This window comes from Cobetia sp. MM1IDA2H-1, assembly GCF_002916775.2.
GTDB lineage: Bacteria > Pseudomonadota > Gammaproteobacteria > Pseudomonadales > Halomonadaceae > Cobetia > Cobetia marina.
Window position 1 is genome coordinate 3,768,617 of sequence record NZ_CM133225.1, and the last position, 17,455, is coordinate 3,786,071.

A 17,455-nucleotide genomic window follows, 5' to 3' on the forward strand; every position below is an offset into this window, starting at 1 on the left:
CATCACGCACCACCTCCCAGCACCCAGGGCAACAGTAGCGCAAACAACGGCACGGCCGCCGTCAGACTATCGATGCGGTCCATGATGCCGCCGTGCCCCGGCAACAGCTGACTGGAGTCCTTCATCTCACGCTCGCGCTTGAACATGCTTTCCAGCAGGTCTCCCAGCACCGAGACGCCAGTGACGCCCAGTGTGACCAGCAGCAGCGGCAGCCAGTCGGCCTGCCCTGCCAGCGCATAATCGGTGGCCAGCAATCCGGTGGCGACCAGCCCGCCGTAGACACCTTCCCAGGACTTGCCCGGGCTGACACGTGGCGCCAGCTTGCGCTTGCCGAATCGCTTGCCGGAGAAATAGGCACCGATATCCGCCGCCCACACCATCAGCAGCACGTACAGCAGCCACTCGCCACCGCTGGTCTTGAGCTGGAGAAAGCCGAACCAGGTCGGCAACAGTGCCAGGACCCCGACACCCAGTCGCATACCGGTGGCATGCCATTCCTGACGCTTTTCGGGGTAATGCATCACCCAGCGCAGATTGACGGCCCATGCCAGCGCCGCCAGATAGAGCGGCCAGCGAGCCTGGGAGGCATCCGCCCACCACACCAGCAGCATCGCCAGCGCCATGCAGACAGGAAACAGCAGACGCGCCGCGCCGGCACGCACGCCGGCAAGATTGGCCCACTCCCAGGCGGCCAGTGCCACCACGCCCCCGGTCATGACCGCAAAGGCGGCACCGTCGAGGCCAAACAGCCCCCACAGCGCCAGCGGGGCGAGAATGAGCGCGGTGATGATTCGTTGTTTGAGCACTAGAGCCCCTCGGCGTCGAGTTGTTCGCTGGTCATGCCGTAGCGCCGTTGACGCTGGGCATAGGCATCGAGCGCCTCATCGAAGGCCGCCGAGTCGAAATCAGGCCACAGCACCGGCGAGAAGTAGAACTCGGCGTAGGCCAGCTGCCAGAGCAGGAAGTTGGAGATACGCTGCTCGCCACTGGTACGAATGCACAGATCCACTTCCGGGAGCGAACTCAGACAGACCTCGGCCCCGAGGCGGGACTCGTCGATATCCGCGGCCTTGAGCTCGCCTCGCTCGACCTGCGTCGCCAGACGTCGGGCAGCCTCGGCAATGTCCCAGCGGCCACCGTAGTTGGCGCAGATGACCACATGCATGCCGCGATTGTCGCGCGTCATCTCTTCGGCACTGCGGATATGTTTCTGGATGGAGCTTGAGAAGCGGCTGCGCTCCCCGATCACGGAGAGGCGTATGTCGTGTCGATGAAGCTTCTTGACCTCACGCTTGAGCGCCATGAGGAACAGCTCCATCAGCGCACTGACCTCATTGGCCGGACGCTTCCAGTTCTCGCTGGAGAAAGCAAACAGGGTCAGTACCTCGACGCTCTGCTCGGCAGCGCGACGGATGGTACTGCGGACGGTCTCGGCACCGGCACGATGGCCACGGATGCCAGCCCAGCCGCGGGATTTCGCCCAGCGGTTGTTGCCGTCCATGATGATCGCCACATGGCGTGGCGTGGAGAGGGAATTCGGTGACGTCATGGGGTCTCGCTACGAGCACCGGATGCCGCCGACAGGGTGCCGGCGGCAGACCCGATCAGACCTGCATCAGGTCAGTTTCCTTGTGCTCCAGAGCACTGTCGACTTCCGCCACATACTTGTCGGTCAGCTTCTGGATCTCGTCTTCTCCGCGACGTGCATCGTCTTCGGAGATGTCCTTGTCCTTGAGCAGGCTCTTGATGTCGCCATTGGCGTCACGACGCACATTGCGAAGCGCCACGCGGGCGTTTTCCGCTTCTGCACGCGCCTGCTTGGTGTAACCACGACGCGTCTCTTCCGTCAGCATCGGCATCGGCACGCGAATCACGTCACCGGCGGTGGACGGGTTGAGACCCAGGTCAGAAGTCATGATGGCCTTCTCGACCTTCGGCACCATGGGCTTTTCCCACGGCACGACAGTCAGGGTGCGCGCATCTTCGGTGGTGATGTTGGCCACCTGATTCAGCGGCACCTGGCTACCGTAGTAGTCGACCGTCACGGCATCGAGAATGCTCGGATGCGCACGACCGGTACGAATCTTGCTGAAGGCGGCACCGAGGGACTCGATGGTCTTCTTCATGCGTGCTTCGACGTCTTTCTTGATATCGTTGATCACAATCTTACCCTCTATCAATCAGCGTGCCTTCCTTGCCACCCACCACCAGGTTGAGCAGCGCGCCTACCTTGTTCATGTTGAACACCCGTACCGGCATGTCATGGTCACGCACCAGGCAGATGGCGGTCAAATCCATCACGCCGAGCTTCTGCTCCAGCGCGTCGTCATAACTGAGGCTCTCGTACTTCACAGCATCCGGGAACTTGACCGGGTCCTTGTCGTAGACACCATCCACCTTGGTCGCCTTGATGACGGCATCGGCATCGATCTCGATGCCACGCAGACAGGCGGCGGAATCCGTGGTGAAGAACGGGTTGCCGGTGCCGGCGGAGAAGATGACGACGTCACCCGAGGTCAGATAACGGATCGCGGTACGGCGGTCGTAATGTTCTACCACGCCACTCATCGGGATGGCAGACATGACGCGAGAGCGGATGTTGGAACGCTCCAGTGCATCACGCAGCGCCAGACCGTTCATGACGGTGGCCAGCATGCCCATGTGGTCGCCGGTCACGCGTTCCATGCCGGCTTCCTGCAGGGCCGCGCCACGGAACAGGTTACCGCCGCCGATCACGATGCCGACCTGGACACCGATGCCCACCAGCTGACCGATTTCCAGCGCCATGCGATCCAGCACCTTGGGGTCGATGCCGAACTCGCCATCGCCCATCAGGGCCTCACCGGAAAGCTTGAGCAGTATGCGCTTGTACTTGGCATTGCGTTCAGCGGAAATGGTGGCCATGCGAATTTCTCCTGATACTGACATACGGGGACGGGGCGGCCCGAAGGCGGGGGCCAGATACACGATGGCGTGCGACTAAGCGCACGCCATCGTGAGAAGCGAAAACAGTCAGCCCTTACGCGCGGCTGGCCTGCTCACGGACTTCAGCTGCGAAGTCCACTTCTTCCTTCTCGATACCTTCACCGACTTCCATGCGCACGAAGGATACCACTTCACCGCCGGCAGCCTTGACGAACTCGGCGACGGTCTGGTTCGGGTCCTTGACGAACGGCTGTTCGGTCAGGCTGTTTTCAGCCAGGTACTTCTTCAGACGGCCCTGGGACATCTTCTCGGCGATTTCCGCCGGCTTGCCAGCCATGTCCGGCTGAGCAAGGATGATGGCCTTCTCGGCGTCCATCTGTTCCTGCGGCATGTCTGCCGGACGTGCACAGACCGGGTTCACGGCTGCGACGTGCATGGAGACGTCCTTGGCCGCGTCAGCGGTACCGCCCTGCAGCAGGGTCAGAGCCGCGATGCGACCGCCGTGGACGTAACCACCGACGACACCACCGGCCGGCGCTTCGACCAGCTCGGCGCGACGCACGGAGATGTTCTCACCGATCTTCTGAACCAGCTGACCACGAGTGTCTTCCAGCTCGCCTTCCATCAGGGAAGCGATATCGGTGTTCTTGGTCTCGAACACGCGGTCGGCGATCAGCTTGGTGAAGGCCTGGAAGTTGTCATCGCGAGCGACGAAGTCGGTCTCGGAGTTGACTTCGACCATCACGCCATAGCTGGCATCGTCGGCGACCTTGATGACGATGGCGCCTTCAGCGGCCACACGGCCAGCTTTCTTGGCGGCCTTCAGGCCGGAGTTCTTGCGCAGGTTCTCGATCGCGAGCTCGATGTCGCCACCGGCTTCGGTAAGAGCCTTCTTGCATTCCATCATGCCGAGCGCAGTACGCTCACGCAGTTCCTTGACCATAGATGCGCTGATAGCTGCCATGGGATGAAACCTCTGTCGTGTCGACGTCTTTGAATACGGGAATTCGGTCACGACCGCTTGAGCGGTCGCAAATGAGGGGGCCGTGGCCCCCTCATTGCCTGACCTGACTGCCGCTTGGCTAGGCCATGCCGCACTTAGTGTAGCGCAGCGTGTGTGACAGTCAGATCAAGCCGCCAGGATCACTCTGCTGCGTCTTCTTCAGCCGCAGTTTCGACGAACTCACCGGCCAGCTCTTCTTCCTTGTTCTTGCCACAGGCGCCTGCAATTGCCTGGACATAGATCTGGATGGCACGGATGGAGTCATCGTTACCCGGGATGACGTAGTCCACGCCGTCCGGGTTGGAGTTGGTATCGACGACGCCGATGACCGGGATGCCCAGCTTGTTGGCTTCGTTGATCGCGATGCGCTCGTGGTCAACGTCGATCACGAACATGGCGTCCGGCAGGCCGCCCATTTCCTTGATACCGCCGATGGAACGCTCGAGCTTGTCCTGCTCACGAGTGGCCATCAGGACTTCTTTCTTGGTCAGCTTCGCGAAGGTACCGTCTTCATGCATCTGCTCGATTTCGCGCAGGCGCTTGATGGACTGACGGATGGTCTTGAAGTTGGTCAGCATGCCGCCCAACCAGCGATGGTTGACGTACGGCTGGCCAGCCTTGCGAGCTTCTTCCTTGATGATCTTGCCGGCAGCGCGCTTGGTGCCCACGAACATGATCTTGTTGCCATTGGCAGCCATCTTCTCGACCACTGACACGGCTTCGTTCAGCGCCGGCAGGGTGTGCTCGAGGTTGATGATGTGGATCTTGTTGCGAGCGCCGAAGATGAACTTGGACATCTTCGGGTTCCAGTACTTGGTCTGGTGACCGAAGTGTGCGCCTGCCTTGAGCAGATCGCGCATGTTGACTTGCGCCATGTGAATATCTCCTGGATATCGGGTTGGGCCTCCACGTCCCCCATGGATCCGACCGCTTGCGCGGCACCCGGGACCATGTGACGGAACGTGTGTGGATTGGGGTTATGTACGTCAGTCCTTTCAATGTCGCCTCGGCCAGATGCCCGGAGGTGGCCGATCGAGGAGAATTTGCAGGAAAGCGCGCGGCTTTATACCATAGCTCGACCACGATATGAAGTCGCGACTGCCCGACACGGCACGCGATGCGTCGCGCCATTCCCCCGCCACGCGCGGCCTGGCGGCGTTTCATCCCTCTTATCTCCTGCCTCGAGTCCTCATGAACATTCCCATCAAGACAGCTGAAGAAATCGACAAGATGCGCGTCGCCGGCCGTCTGGCGGCTGAAGTGCTGGAGCTGCTCGACGAGCACGTCCGTCCCGGTGTCACCACGGGCGAGCTCAATCGCATCGCTCACCATCACATCACCGAGGTTCAGGGCTGCATTCCGGCACCGCTCAACTACCACGGCTTCCCGAAATCGATCTGCACCTCGATCAATCACGTGGTCTGTCACGGCATCCCCGATGACAACAAGAAGCTCAAGAAGGGTGACATCCTCAACATCGACATCACCGTGATCAAGGACGGCTATCACGGCGACACCTCGAAGATGTACATCGTCGGGGAACCGACCATCCAGGCGGAGCGCCTGTGCCGCATCACCCAGGAATGTCTCTACAAGGGCATCGAGCTGGTACGCCCGGGCGTGCGTCTTTCCGAGATCGGTCGCGCCATCCAGAAGCATGCCGAAGCGGCAGGTTACAGCGTCGTGCGTGACTTCTGCGGCCACGGTATCGGTGCCGGCTTCCATGAGGACCCGCAGGTGCTGCACTATGACGGCTACGAAGCCCGTGCCGACGCCGAGCTCCTGGAAGGCATGTGCCTGACCATCGAGCCGATGGTCAATGTCGGTGGTTACAAGGTGAAGGTACTCAAGGACGACTGGACAGCCGTGACCAAGGACAAGAGCCTGTCCGCGCAGTGGGAGCACACCCTGCTGGTCACCGCCACCGGCGTCGAGGTGCTGACACGTCGCACGGAAGAGGACCTCTCCTTCCTCGAGGGTTGATCACGATGCTCCTGCACCACTACCACTTCGTCGAGCGTGAAGCGCTCTACGATGCCGTCACCTTCGACGGCGAGCTGGCCACGACGAAGACGCCCATCCCGCTGTTCAAGCGGGCTCTGGCACAGGTACAGGAGCGTCTCGAGGCCCGCTTCAAGGCGGGTGCCGACATCCGCGACCTCATCCATGGCCGTGCCCGCGCCATCGATCGCCTGCTGGCCATCGCCTGGCAACGCCAGGCCTGGCCGGATGATGGCATCGCCCTGCTCGCCGTGGGCGGCTATGGCCGCGGTGAGCTGCACCCGCACTCCGACATCGATCTGCTGCTGTTGCTGGAGCAGGACGATGACATGCCCTACCGTGAGGCGCTGTCCGCCTTCATCACCTTCCTGTGGGACATCGGGCTCGAGATCGGCCAGTCGGTGCGCTCGCTGAGTGACTGCGAACGCGAGGCCCGTGCCGACGTCACCGTGATCACCAACCTGCTGGAATCCCGTGTCATCGCCGGCCCGCAGCGGCTGCGCGAGGCCATGCGCGAGCGCCTGGGTACCGACCGTCTGTGGCCGGCCGAGGCCTTCTTCGAGGCCAAGTGGCAGGAGCAGATCGCTCGCCACCACAAGTTCGCCAATACCGAATATCACCTCGAGCCCAACATCAAGTCATCCCCCGGTGGCCTGCGCGATATCCAGATGATCGGCTGGGTCGCCAAGCGTCACTTCGGGGTCGAGCGCTACGACAACCTCGTCGAGCTGGGCTTCATGAATGACGCCGAGCTGCGCATCCTAAGCCAGGGGCAGGCCTTCCTGTGGCAGGTGCGCTTCGCGCTGCACATGCTGGCCGGACGCGCCGAGGACCGGCTGCTGTTCGACCACCAGCGCACCATCGCCGAGCTGTTCGGCTTCCAGGACACGCCCGAGCACCTGGCGGTCGAGCAGTTCATGAAGCGCTACTATCGCCACGTCACCGCCCTGGCGGGCCTCAACGACATGCTGCTGCAGCACTTCGATGAGGCCATCCTGCGCCATGACGAGCCGGTCAACATCGTGCCGCTCAATCCGCGCTTCGAGATTCGCAGCGGCTACATCAGCCTGCGCGAGGAAGGCGTGTTCCGCCGTCGCCCCGCCGCGCTGCTGGAGCTGTTCCTGCTCATGGCCCAGCACCCCGAGATCGAGGGCGTGCGCGCCGACACCATCCGCGCACTGCGTGATCATCGTCACCAGATCGATGACGCCTTCCGTGACGACGTCCGTCACCAGAGCCTGTTCATGGAGCTGATGCGCTCCGGCGGCAACGTGCCACGCGTCCTCAAGCGCATGGCGCGCTACGGCATCCTCGGCAAGTACCTGCCGGCCTTCGGTCGTGCCGTCGGCCTGATGCAGCATGACCTGTTCCACGTCTACACCGTCGATGCCCACACCCTGCGCCTGCTCAAGGTCGCCCAGGAATTCCGCGCCCCTGACGCGGAAGAGGAATTCCCCGTCGCCGCCGCCTTGATCCGTGAACTGCCCAAGCTGGAATTGCTGTGGATCGCGGGGCTCTATCATGACATCGGCAAGGGACGCGGCGGCGATCACTCCGAGATCGGCGCGCTGGAAATCGAGGACTTCGCCCGCCGTCATGATCTCAGTCAGCGCGACACTCGCACCCTGAGCTGGCTGGTACGTCACCATCTGCTGATGTCGATGACCGCGCAGAAGCAGGACATCGCCGACCCTGAGATCATCACGCGCTTCGCCGAGATCGTCGGCGACGAGACGCATCTCGACTACCTCTACGTGCTGACGGTGGCCGACATCAATGCCACCAACCCCTCGCTGTGGAATGGCTGGCGAGCGGCGCTGCTGCGTCAGCTGCACATGGAGACGCGCAGGGCGCTGCGACGGGGCCTGGAGCATCCGCCGGAACGCCACGAATGGATCGCCGAGACCCGCGAGGAAGCCCTGTCACTGCTGGCCGGCATGGGCACCTCACGCAGCGACGCCGAAGCGCTGTGGGCCAGCCTCGGTGACGACTACTTCGTACGCTACGCGCCCAGCGAGGTGGCCTGGCACACCCAGGGCATCCTGGCACGTCAGGCGTCCCCCCAGCTGGACGAGCATGGCGAACCTCTGCCGCTGGTGCTGACCAGTGCACCCACCGAAGAGATGACCGAAGGCGGCACCAAGGTCTTCATCCATACCCGCTCGGTGGACAACCTGTTTGCCGCCACGGCGGCGGCACTGGAGCAGCTGGGGCTCTCGATCCACGATGCACGCATCGCCACCTCGAGCCACAACTGGACGCTCAACACCTTCATCCTGCTCGACGATGACGGTGAGCCGATCCGCGACGCCGCACGTCTCGCCGACATCCGCACCCATCTGGTCGAAGAGCTGGATGACCCGGATGACTACTCGGTGATCGTCAATCGTCACACGCCGCGTCAGCTCAAGCATTTCCGCATCGCGCCACGCATCACGCTCAGCCAGGACTACACCAATGGCCGCAGCGTGCTGGAAGTGATCGCCTCTGACCGCCCGGGTCTGCTGGCGCGCATCGGCCGCGTGTTCATGGAGCACGAGATCGCCATCGATGCCGCCAAGATCGTCACCCTGGGCGAGCGCGTCGAGGATATCTTCTTCATCACCGACCGCGCCGGTGAGCCGATCACCGACCCAGAGCGCCAGACGCGCCTGCGTGATGCCCTGACCGAAGTGCTCCAGGTCGGCGAGCGCGGCTGACGCGTCGCGCAGGCATGAACAGCGAGAGGCCGCCGGCACCCCGCGATTGAGGGGACCGGCCGCCTTCCCTATAATCGCGAGTCGACCTGCATGGCAGTCCGGCGGACTCGCGGACGCCTTCCTTCCTGCTCGGCCGGCAACGGCCATCACCCATGGAACGTGCATGAACCCGGATCTCGACCAGCTCAAGCCCTACCCGTTTGAAACCCTGGCCAAGCTGCGCGAGGGCGTCGTCCCCAACCCCGCTCTGGACCCGATTGCGCTGACCATCGGCGAGCCGCGTCACGCCCCCCCCGAGTTCGTGCTCGACACCCTGCGCGAGCACATCATGGGCGTGGCCAAGTATCCCGCCACCGGCGGCCTGCCGGAATTGCGCTCCGCGATCGCCAGCTGGCTGGAGAAGCGCTTCTCGCTCAACGCCACCCCGGATATCGACCAGCAGGTCCTGCCGGTCACCGGCACCCGCGAGGCACTGTTCGCCTTCATCCAGGCCTCGCTGGACAGCACGCGTCCGGCGCGCGTGCTGGTGCCGAACCCCTTCTATCAGATCTACGAAGGCGCGACGCTGCTGGCCGGCGGCGAGGTCACCTACCTGCCCTGCCCCGCCGAGAACGGCTTCCGCCCCGACTACGCCGCGGTGCCGGCCGAGGTATGGCGTGACACCCAGATCGTCTTCGTCTGCTCGCCGGGCAACCCCACTGGCGCGGTGACGCCGCTGGCCGACTTCCAGCAGCTGATTCGCCTCGCTGACGAGCACGACTTCCTGATCGCCTCCGACGAGTGCTATTCGGAGCTTTACCTCGACGAAGCCACACCGCCGCCGGGCCTGCTGCAAGCCTGTGCCGCCATGGGCCGCGATGACTACGCGCGCTGCGTGGTCTTCCACTCGCTGTCCAAGCGCTCCAACCTGCCGGGCCTGCGCTCCGGCTTCGTGGCCGGCGATGGCGAGGTGATCCGTCGCTTCCGTCACTACCGCACCTATCACGGCTGCGCGATGCCGCTGCACCACCAGCACGCCTCCATCGCCGCCTGGAATGATGAAGCCCACGTGCTGGCCAATCGCGACGCCTACCGCGAGAAGTTTGCCGCCGTGACCGAGATCCTCGCGCCGGTGATGGACTTCCCGACCCCGGAAGCCAGCTTCTATCTCTACCCGGCCGTGCCGGGCGGGGATGACGCCGCCTTCACCCGCGAGCTGCTGCGTGAAGAGGCCGTCGGCGTGCTGCCGGCAAGCTACATGGCGCGTGAAGTGGACGGCGTGAATCCGGGCGCCGGACGCATTCGTCTGGCGCTGGTGGCCGAACTGGAACAGACCGTCGAAGCCGCCCGGCGCCTGCGTCGCTTCGTCGAACGCCTGCGCTGAGCGCCAGGCTTGCACGGGCTGACAGCAGCCCAACACTGGATGACAGCCCCGCCCGGCGAGGCGGATTGGCTCAAGGAGACCGCCATGCACGTGCTCTACGGCATCAAGACCTGCGATACCTGCCGCAAGGCGCGCCGCGCCCTCGATGGCCGGGGCGTGCCCTATCGCTGGCATGACCTGCGTGAGGATGGCCTCTCCGCCAGCCTGCTGGAATCCTGGCTGGAGCAGACCGCCTGGAGCAGCCTGCTCAACAAGCGCAGCACCAGCTGGCGCAACCTGAGCGATGAACAACGTGACAGCCTCGATGCCAACTCGGCACGTGCATTGATGCTGGAGCACCCGACCCTGATCAAGCGTCCCATTCTCGAGCGTCATCCCGCCGACAATGAGATGGATCTGGTGATCGGCTATGACAAGGCGGTCTACGAACCGCAGGATTGAGCTACCCCTTACACCACTGGACACCCCGGAGATTGACACGATGTTGAGCCTTGCCCTCGGAATCGGCACCCAGAACACCACCGGCGACTGGCTGGAAGTCTACTATCCTGCCCCGCTGTTCAAGCCGACCGCTGCCGTTGCTGACGCCGCTCGCAAGGCACTGGACGCACCGGCTGGCACCACCGCCACCAGCTTCCTGCCGGAACACTGCGCCGCCCTGGCCAGCGCCCTGCGCGACGCCGGTGACAGCGCCCAGGCCGAACTGGCCGAGAGCCTGGCCGCCAGCCAGCGCCCGCTGGTCGCCATGTTCATCGAGGAAGACGCCGCCCCGCAGAGCGTGCCGGAGGTCTACCTCAAGCTGCACCTGCTGTCTCACCGCATGGTGCGTCCGCACGGCATCGATCTGACCGGCATGTTCGGTCTGCTCAAGAATGTCGCCTGGACCAGCGAAGGCGCCATCGACATCGAGGAGCTGCCGGCGCGTCGCCTCAAGGCCCGCCTGGAAGGTCGCACCCTATCCGTGGACTGCGTCGACAAGTTTCCGAAGATGACCGACTACGTGGTGCCGACCGGCATTCGTATCGCCGACACCGCGCGTGTGCGTCTGGGCGCCTACCTGGGCGAAGGCACCACCGTGATGCACGAAGGCTTCTGCAACTTCAATGCCGGCACCGAAGGCCCGGGCATGATCGAAGGCCGCATCTCCGCGGGCGTCTTCGTCGGCAAGGGCTCTGATCTGGGCGGCGGTTGCTCCACCATGGGCACCCTGTCCGGTGGCGGCAACATCGTCATCAAGGTCGGCGAAGGCTGCCTGATCGGCGCCAATGCCGGTATCGGCATCCCGCTGGGCGATCGCTGCACCGTGGAAGCTGGCCTCTACATCACCGCCGGCACCAAGGTCATGGTCTTCGACAACGAAGGCCAGGAAGTCGAGACGGTCGCGGCCCGTGAGCTGGCGAGCCAGGACGACCTGCTGCTGCGTCGCAACTCCGTCACCGGCCGTGTCGAGTGCCGCACAAACAAGAGCGCCATCGCGCTCAACGATGCCCTGCACGCCCACAACTGAGGCGCGTGACGATGGCCTGTCAGGAGCTGCACCTCTGGCAGGCCGTCGTGGCATTTCCCGGCTCGGGCAGCAGTGTCAGAGCCGGCGTGAAGACACTTCGTCTCTCCCCCGAATTTCGCGCTGTCGCTCCTCGCGATGACGCCTGCAGCGATGGCCCATGATGACTGATTCAAACGCACCGCTTCCGCCACGCCCCGCCGATCTGTCTCCGACGCTGGAGCTGGCCTTCGATCTCATCTCACGCCCCTCGGTCACGCCGGTCGACCTGGACTGCCAGACCCTGATGATCGAACGCCTCGAGGCGCTGGGCTTCACGATCACGCGGCTGCCCTTCGGCGATGTCGACAACTTCTGGGCGGTGCGCGGCCATCATGGTCCGGTGCTGGCCTTCGCCGGTCACACCGATGTCGTGCCGACGGGTCCGGAAGCCAACTGGCAGTATCCGCCGTTCTCGCCGTGCATCGACGATGCCGGCTTCCTGTGTGGCCGTGGCGCCGCCGACATGAAGGGTTCGCTGGCCGCGATGCTGACCGCCACCGAGCGCTTCGTGACCGCCAACCCGGACCACGAAGGCCGCATCGCCTTCTTGATCACCTCCGACGAGGAAGGCCCGGCGGTTCACGGCACCCGTGCGGTGGTCGAGTATCTGCGCGAGCATCACGAGCGCCTGGATTACTGCATCGTCGGCGAGCCGTCCTCCACCGACTACGCCGGTGACGTGATCAAGAATGGCCGTCGCGGCTCGCTGGGTGCGGTCATGCACGTCAAGGGCGTCCAGGGCCATGTGGCCTACCCGCACCTGGCGCGCAACCCGATCCACGAAGCCGCCCCGGCGCTGGCCGCCCTGGCCGCCGAGCATTGGGACAACGGCAACGACTTCTTCCCGGCGACCAGCTTCCAGATTTCCAACATCCGTGGCGGTACCGGCGCGACCAACGTCATCCCCGGCGAGCTGGAAGTGGTGTTCAACTTCCGCTATTCCACCGAGCTGACCGCCGATGATCTCAAGCGTCGCACCTACGAGATCCTCGAGAAGCACGGGCTGGACGTCGAGATCGAGTGGAACCTGAGCGGCGAGCCCTTCCTGACACCGGAAGGCGCGCTGGTCGATGCCGCCGTGCACGGCGTGGAACGCGCGCTGGGCCGCAAGCCGGTACTGTCCACCTCCGGCGGCACCTCGGACGGGCGCTTCATCGCCACGCTCGGCACCCAGGTGGTAGAACTGGGGCCGGTCAACGCGACCATCCACAAGATCGATGAACGCGTCATGGCCAGCGATCTGGATCAGCTCTCCAGCGCCTATGAACACATCCTGGAATACCTGTTTGTCCCCGCGACCCGAGAGACCACGGCATGAGCGAGACCCCGCACACTGACGCCGATGAGCAATACCCGGACATCGAGATCTACCTCAAGCCCTTGAGCCTGGAAGCGCTCGGTGCCTGGCTGGGCGAGCAGTTCGGGCAGGTCGTCGTCTTCCAGCCGGCCGGCAAGCTGCAGCACCGGACCCGCCTCACGCGTGACGGCGCCGAGATCGCGGTACTGGTCGTGGAGAAAGTCGCTGACGGGTTCGCCAGCCTGTGGTTCGACAGCGCCAGCACTCCCTGGGCACGTGATGTCGACTGTGCTCGCGCCGCCGCCCGAGGGCTGCAGGTCGAGGCGCGCTGCTCGCTGGGCAGCTGGCAGCCAGGTGATGAGCCGGACCGCTTCTTCCGCGTCATGGCCGATGGCAGCGAAGAGGCCTTCACCTGGCCAGACCAGGGCTGAGTGACGCGACGCTCGTCACCCCAATGTGCAGGCCATGAACGACAACGCCCCGCAGGCTAGCCTGCGGGGCGTTGTCGTCTTTCACTGAGCGAGTCAGCGATCAGGTGATGACCGTCACGTCATCCGCCTGCAGGCCACGCTCATTGCTGATGACGTGGTAACGCACCTTCTGACCTTCGGCCAGCGTGCGATGGCCCTTGCCACGGATGGCACGGAAGTGCACGAAGACATCTTCACCGCTCTCGCGGGTCACGAAGCCATAGCCCTTGTTGACGTTGAACCACTTGACCTCGCCGATCTCACGATCGTCGTCCTCGACTTCGGCCAGCGCCGCGGAACGCGGTGTCAGCACCGGAATGGCCAGGGTGGCGACCAGCAGCAGAATGAAGACGGCGACAGCAGCAGCGGCGTAGGCCAGTTCAAAGCCCTCGACGCTGAGTGCAGTGGACAGCGTGTCGGCCAGCTCGCCGCCGGTCAGGGTGATGAAGACGGCAATCAGCAACGGTGCCGGCAATGCCAGCAACAGACTGATGATGAAACAACGGAAGAACGATTTGGAACTCATCAAGATAAACTCTCTAAGCAATGGATTAAGGTGGAACGCGACAAGGCAGAAGGGGGTACTTCAGATGATCCATATCAGAATGTTCTGCCAGACGCCGCAGCAAGGGCAGAATCCGGGAGGATGACGACACGCGATGCGACCGTCAGTCGTCGGACCTCTGCCTGAACGCAACGCCTCACGGCGATGCCCGTGGCTGTCACTGACACTCGGTGTCAGCCTGGCCACGTCGTGGCTCGTGATGTGAGTCTCCCCACATCAGTCGATGGAACCGGCAGCCATGTCAGTGCCAGAGGCGAAACTGACAGCTGCCGTCAACAGGTGCACTGCGCGAAAAGAAGGCAGAACACACCGATATCAGTCTAACACGCCTCACCAGAATGCGTCTGATGCCACCACGTGCCTCCCCTCAACCCTTGTCGGTCCGCTTGTGGCTGGTGATATCCTCACGCCACTGACTCGCCCACCGGGACTGACACCTCTCTTCAGGAGTTCATAGCGCATGTCGACCCCGACCGATCTTCCCGGCGATGCTCGGCTGGAAGCACGCCTGGAGGCGCTCGAAAGCCGCCTGGCCCACCAGGATGACTGGCTGGAGACGCTGGATCGCACCGTGATTGCCCAGCAACGCCAGATAGAGACGCTCGAGCGCCTCACCGCGCTGATGAGCGCGCAGCTGCGCCAATTGCGCGAATCTGGCAGTGAACGGACACAGACCGACTCACTGTCGCCTGCCGACGAGCTTCCTCCTCACTACTGAAGCGAGCACTGACGCCTGTGATCAAAACGCAGAACGGCCCCGCAGCGCATGCCACGGGGCCGTTCTTGTGCGTGCCTCCCTGACGGCTTGTCAGGAGACGCGAGCGCGGAGGGTCAGGCCACTCAGGCAGTCAGACCATCCAGATAGCGCTCGGCGTCCAGCGCCGCCATGCAGCCAGTACCGGCAGAAGTGATCGCCTGGCGATAGACGTGATCCATCACGTCACCACAGGCATAGACACCAGGGATGCTGGTCTGGGTGGCATTGCCTTCCAGGCCGGACTGGACCTTGAGATAGCCGCCCTGCATCTCCAGCTGGCCTTCGAACAGGCTGGTATTCGGACGATGGCCGATGGCGATGAACACCCCCATCGAGCTCAACTCCTTGGTGGCACCACTCTCGACATGACGCAGACGCACGCCGGTGACGCCGGAGTTGTCACCCAGCACCTCATCCAGCGTGTGGTGCCATTCCACCGCCATGTTGCCGTTCTCGACCTTGTCGAACAGCTTGTCCTGCAGAATCTTCTCGGCGCGCAGGCTGTCGCGACGGTGCACCAGGGTGACCTTGGAGGCGATGTTGGACAGGTACAGCGCTTCCTCGACCGCGGTGTTGCCGCCACCGACCACCACGACTTCCTGATTGCGATAGAAGAAGCCATCACAGGTCGCGCAGGCCGAGACGCCCTGGCCCATGAACTGCTGCTCGCTCGGCAGTCCCAGATACTGTGCACTGGCACCGGTGGCGATGATCAGGGCGTCACAGCTGTAGCTGCCGTTGTCACCCTTGAGCAGGAACGGACGCTCGCCGAGAGTCACTTCGTTGATATGATCGAACAGGACTTCGGTCTCGAAGCGCTCGGCGTGACGGCGCATGCGCTCCATCAACTCCGGCCCCTGCACGCCGGCATCATCGCCCGGCCAGTTGTCGACATCGGTGGTGGTGGTCAGCTGGCCACCCATCTGCATGCCGGTGATCAGCAGTGGCTTGAGGTTGGCACGCGCGGCATAGACGGCAGCGGTGTAACCCGCCGGGCCGGAGCCGAGGATGATCAGACGTTCGTGACGGACATTGCTCATGGATGACCTCAGGACAGATGAAGGTGGAAAATTCACCAGACGCCGGGTGACGACTGATGATCTATGTACTGAGCGATGCGGACAGCGCCTGCGATCGGCATGGCTCAGGACACGGAGTGGATGGTGAACAGGGACTGCGCAGATTAGCGCAGACGCGCCGAGCTTTCAGCACTGCGTTCAGACCGGCATCGCAGAAGCTTATGACGCTAGCCTCAGATACACGGAAGCCGCCGCCAGGGGCGACGGCTTCCGGTTCGCCTGCCAGTCGAGCCACTCATGGGAGGGTGTCGAAAGGCGGACGCTCGATCAGTCAGCGATGACGCGGCTGATCGCGACCAGGCAGCGACTTACAGGCTGCTGGAGTGACCAGCCAGGTACTTGGCGACACCTTCAGCGGTGTCCTTCATGCCTTCCTGACCTTCTTCCCAGCCTGCCGGGCAGACTTCGCCGTTGGTCTGGTGGAACTGCAGGGCCTTGACCATGCGGACCATCTCGTCGACGTTGCGGCCCAGCGGCAGGTTGTTGACGACTTGGTGCTGAACGACACCGTCTTCGTCGATCAGGAAGGACGCGCGCAGTGCGACGCCAGCTTCCGGGTGCTCGACACCGAAGGCCTGCACGATTTCGTGCTTGACGTCAGCCACGATCGGGAAGCCGACTTCACCGATGCCGCCAGCGTCCGGAGAGGTCTTGCGCCATGCGTGGTGAGTGAACTGGGAATCGATGGAAACACCGATGACTTCAACGCCGAGTTCCTTGAACTTCGCCAGACGGTTGTCGTGGGCGATGATTTCAGACGGGCAAACGAAGGTGAAGTCCAGCGGCCAGAAGAACAGCACACGCAGCTTGCCGTTGGAATCAGACAGCTTGTAGTTGTCGACGATGGTACCGTCGCCCAGCACAGCTGCGGCTTCGAAATCCGGGGCCTGACGTCCGACCAATACGCTCATGGTGATCTCCTGAGAAATGATGATGGAAGGCGCAAAGCCGCCTTCGTGATGAATCGCCACACAGACTAATCGCCTCAGGTGGCAGATGCCAAATGTTTGGCGCAATCACCATCATAGAGTTTGCCTATGAAAGCTCGATGACGATGCCTGCTGCGCCGGAATCATAAGTGACCTCTGAAACAGAATACAGTATCTCCTGTGCGCTGCTCGGGATTCTCGCTCTTGCGGCGCGATTCGGGGCAGATGCGCTGAATCAGGGCACCTGAGATCGCGTCTGAGATCGCCCCCGAGGTCAGAGCACGTCATCGTCCTGGCCGATATCCAGGCCGTCCAGCTCACCACTGACGGGGTCCACATGCTGGCGCACCTGAATCGGCTGACAGCAGCGCTCGCAGTCGATGATGTTGGTCAGACTGCCCTCGTCCAGATCCAGGAACACCGTGAAGGGCGTGTCACAGTAGGGGCAGTTGATTTCCGCCTCGTGCAGCGCCTCACTGGTCACGCCCTCATGCTTGTCCTCGAGCAGCTCATGCCCCGGCCACTCATCGGACTGCCCCGAGGAATGCTCCGCCAGCCACTGCTCGACGGCAGCATCCAGTACCTCGTCATCTTCCGGCAACTCACCCGGCTCACGCCCTCGATCACTCATGCCAACCTCCGTCATGTCATGTGAGAGATGCGATTGATCGCGGCGAAAGCCTTGCCAGCGGCTGACAGTCCACGAGCCATGAGCGCCATGCTCACCTCCCTCACGATGTCTCTCATCCGTCTCTATGGCAGCGAACGCGACGCGGGGTTCCTCACTGCGCACTATCCTCAAGCAAGCAGGCGCTTGAATT

18 protein-coding genes are annotated in these 17,455 nt (G+C 63.3%); 8 read left to right on the forward strand and 10 right to left on the reverse strand.

Features of this window, described 5'->3' with window-relative positions:
* Positions 1-2: 2 nt before the first annotated feature.
* The 6 genes from BOH68_RS15780 to rpsB form a co-directional block, all read right to left on the reverse strand.
* Positions 3-806, reverse strand: coding sequence for a phosphatidate cytidylyltransferase (locus tag BOH68_RS15780; RefSeq protein ID WP_077377830.1), 804 nt, complete (start codon positions 804-806; stop codon positions 3-5).
* A complete protein-coding gene (gene uppS, locus BOH68_RS15785; protein WP_077377828.1) occupies positions 806-1,549 on the reverse strand; it encodes a polyprenyl diphosphate synthase in 744 nt (247 codons plus the stop codon). The genes BOH68_RS15780 and uppS overlap by 1 nt, the downstream gene beginning before the upstream one ends.
* Positions 1,550-1,604: 55 nt before the next feature.
* Complete coding sequence (frr, locus tag BOH68_RS15790; protein ID WP_077377825.1) at positions 1,605-2,162, reverse strand: ribosome recycling factor; 558 nt, start codon at positions 2,160-2,162, stop codon at positions 1,605-1,607.
* A gap of 4 nt (positions 2,163-2,166) precedes the next feature.
* Complete coding sequence (gene pyrH, locus BOH68_RS15795) at positions 2,167-2,904, reverse strand: UMP kinase (RefSeq protein ID WP_240499639.1); 738 nt, start codon at positions 2,902-2,904, stop codon at positions 2,167-2,169.
* A 115-nt stretch (positions 2,905-3,019) separates the two neighbouring features.
* Positions 3,020-3,889, reverse strand: coding sequence for a translation elongation factor Ts (gene tsf / locus BOH68_RS15800; protein ID WP_065392492.1), 870 nt, complete (start codon positions 3,887-3,889; stop codon positions 3,020-3,022).
* 179 nt (positions 3,890-4,068) lie between these two features.
* The gene (gene rpsB / locus BOH68_RS15805) at positions 4,069-4,803 is read right to left on the reverse strand and encodes a 30S ribosomal protein S2 (RefSeq protein ID WP_065392491.1); all 735 of its coding nucleotides are present in this window, start codon (positions 4,801-4,803) and stop codon (positions 4,069-4,071) included.
* 316 nt (positions 4,804-5,119) lie between these two features.
* On the opposite strand from rpsB, the gene map reads away from it, so the two are divergent.
* The 7 genes from map to BOH68_RS15840 all read left to right on the forward strand — a co-directional run bounded on the left by map (position 5,120) and on the right by BOH68_RS15840 (position 13,265).
* Positions 5,120-5,911: a type I methionyl aminopeptidase gene (map, locus tag BOH68_RS15810; RefSeq protein ID WP_077378170.1), complete on the forward strand. Its 792-nt coding sequence runs from the start codon at positions 5,120-5,122 to the stop codon at positions 5,909-5,911.
* Positions 5,912-5,916: 5 nt separating this feature from the next.
* On the forward strand, positions 5,917-8,628 hold the full coding sequence (locus BOH68_RS15815; RefSeq protein WP_077377823.1) for a [protein-PII] uridylyltransferase: 2,712 nt from the start codon (positions 5,917-5,919) through the stop codon (positions 8,626-8,628).
* Between the two features lie 163 nt (positions 8,629-8,791).
* Complete coding sequence (gene dapC / locus BOH68_RS15820) at positions 8,792-9,991, forward strand: succinyldiaminopimelate transaminase (RefSeq protein ID WP_077377820.1); 1,200 nt, start codon at positions 8,792-8,794, stop codon at positions 9,989-9,991.
* 39 nt (positions 9,992-10,030) lie between these two features.
* Complete coding sequence (locus BOH68_RS15825; RefSeq protein ID WP_308457344.1) at positions 10,031-10,432, forward strand: ArsC family reductase; 402 nt, start codon at positions 10,031-10,033, stop codon at positions 10,430-10,432.
* Positions 10,433-10,472: 40 nt separating this feature from the next.
* Positions 10,473-11,498 (forward strand): 2,3,4,5-tetrahydropyridine-2,6-dicarboxylate N-succinyltransferase, encoded by a 1,026-nt coding sequence (gene dapD, locus BOH68_RS15830; protein ID WP_077377814.1) that lies wholly within the window; start codon positions 10,473-10,475, stop codon positions 11,496-11,498.
* A gap of 157 nt (positions 11,499-11,655) precedes the next feature.
* Positions 11,656-12,855 (forward strand): succinyl-diaminopimelate desuccinylase, encoded by a 1,200-nt coding sequence (gene dapE / locus BOH68_RS15835; protein ID WP_258954885.1) that lies wholly within the window; start codon positions 11,656-11,658, stop codon positions 12,853-12,855.
* Positions 12,852-13,265: a hypothetical protein gene (locus BOH68_RS15840; protein WP_077377811.1), complete on the forward strand. Its 414-nt coding sequence runs from the start codon at positions 12,852-12,854 to the stop codon at positions 13,263-13,265. The genes dapE and BOH68_RS15840 overlap by 4 nt, the downstream gene beginning before the upstream one ends.
* A 100-nt stretch (positions 13,266-13,365) precedes the next feature.
* Here the strand turns inward: BOH68_RS15840 and BOH68_RS15845 are convergent, their stop codons facing one another.
* Positions 13,366-13,830, reverse strand: coding sequence for a cold-shock protein (locus tag BOH68_RS15845; protein ID WP_077377808.1), 465 nt, complete (start codon positions 13,828-13,830; stop codon positions 13,366-13,368).
* Positions 13,831-14,329: 499 nt separating this feature from the next.
* Here BOH68_RS15845 and BOH68_RS15850 point away from each other — a divergent pair, with 499 nt between their 5' ends.
* Positions 14,330-14,587: a SlyX family protein gene (locus BOH68_RS15850; protein ID WP_077377805.1), complete on the forward strand. Its 258-nt coding sequence runs from the start codon at positions 14,330-14,332 to the stop codon at positions 14,585-14,587.
* Positions 14,588-14,709: 122 nt separating this feature from the next.
* Here the strand turns inward: BOH68_RS15850 and trxB are convergent, their stop codons facing one another.
* The 3 genes from trxB to BOH68_RS15865 form a co-directional block, all read right to left on the reverse strand.
* Positions 14,710-15,666: a thioredoxin-disulfide reductase gene (gene trxB / locus BOH68_RS15855; RefSeq protein ID WP_077377802.1), complete on the reverse strand. Its 957-nt coding sequence runs from the start codon at positions 15,664-15,666 to the stop codon at positions 14,710-14,712.
* Between the two features lie 347 nt (positions 15,667-16,013).
* The gene (locus tag BOH68_RS15860) at positions 16,014-16,616 is read right to left on the reverse strand and encodes a peroxiredoxin (RefSeq protein WP_065392448.1); all 603 of its coding nucleotides are present in this window, start codon (positions 16,614-16,616) and stop codon (positions 16,014-16,016) included.
* Between the two features lie 292 nt (positions 16,617-16,908).
* Positions 16,909-17,265: a CPXCG motif-containing cysteine-rich protein gene (locus BOH68_RS15865; protein ID WP_077377799.1), complete on the reverse strand. Its 357-nt coding sequence runs from the start codon at positions 17,263-17,265 to the stop codon at positions 16,909-16,911.
* Between the last annotated feature and the right edge of the window lie 190 nt (positions 17,266-17,455).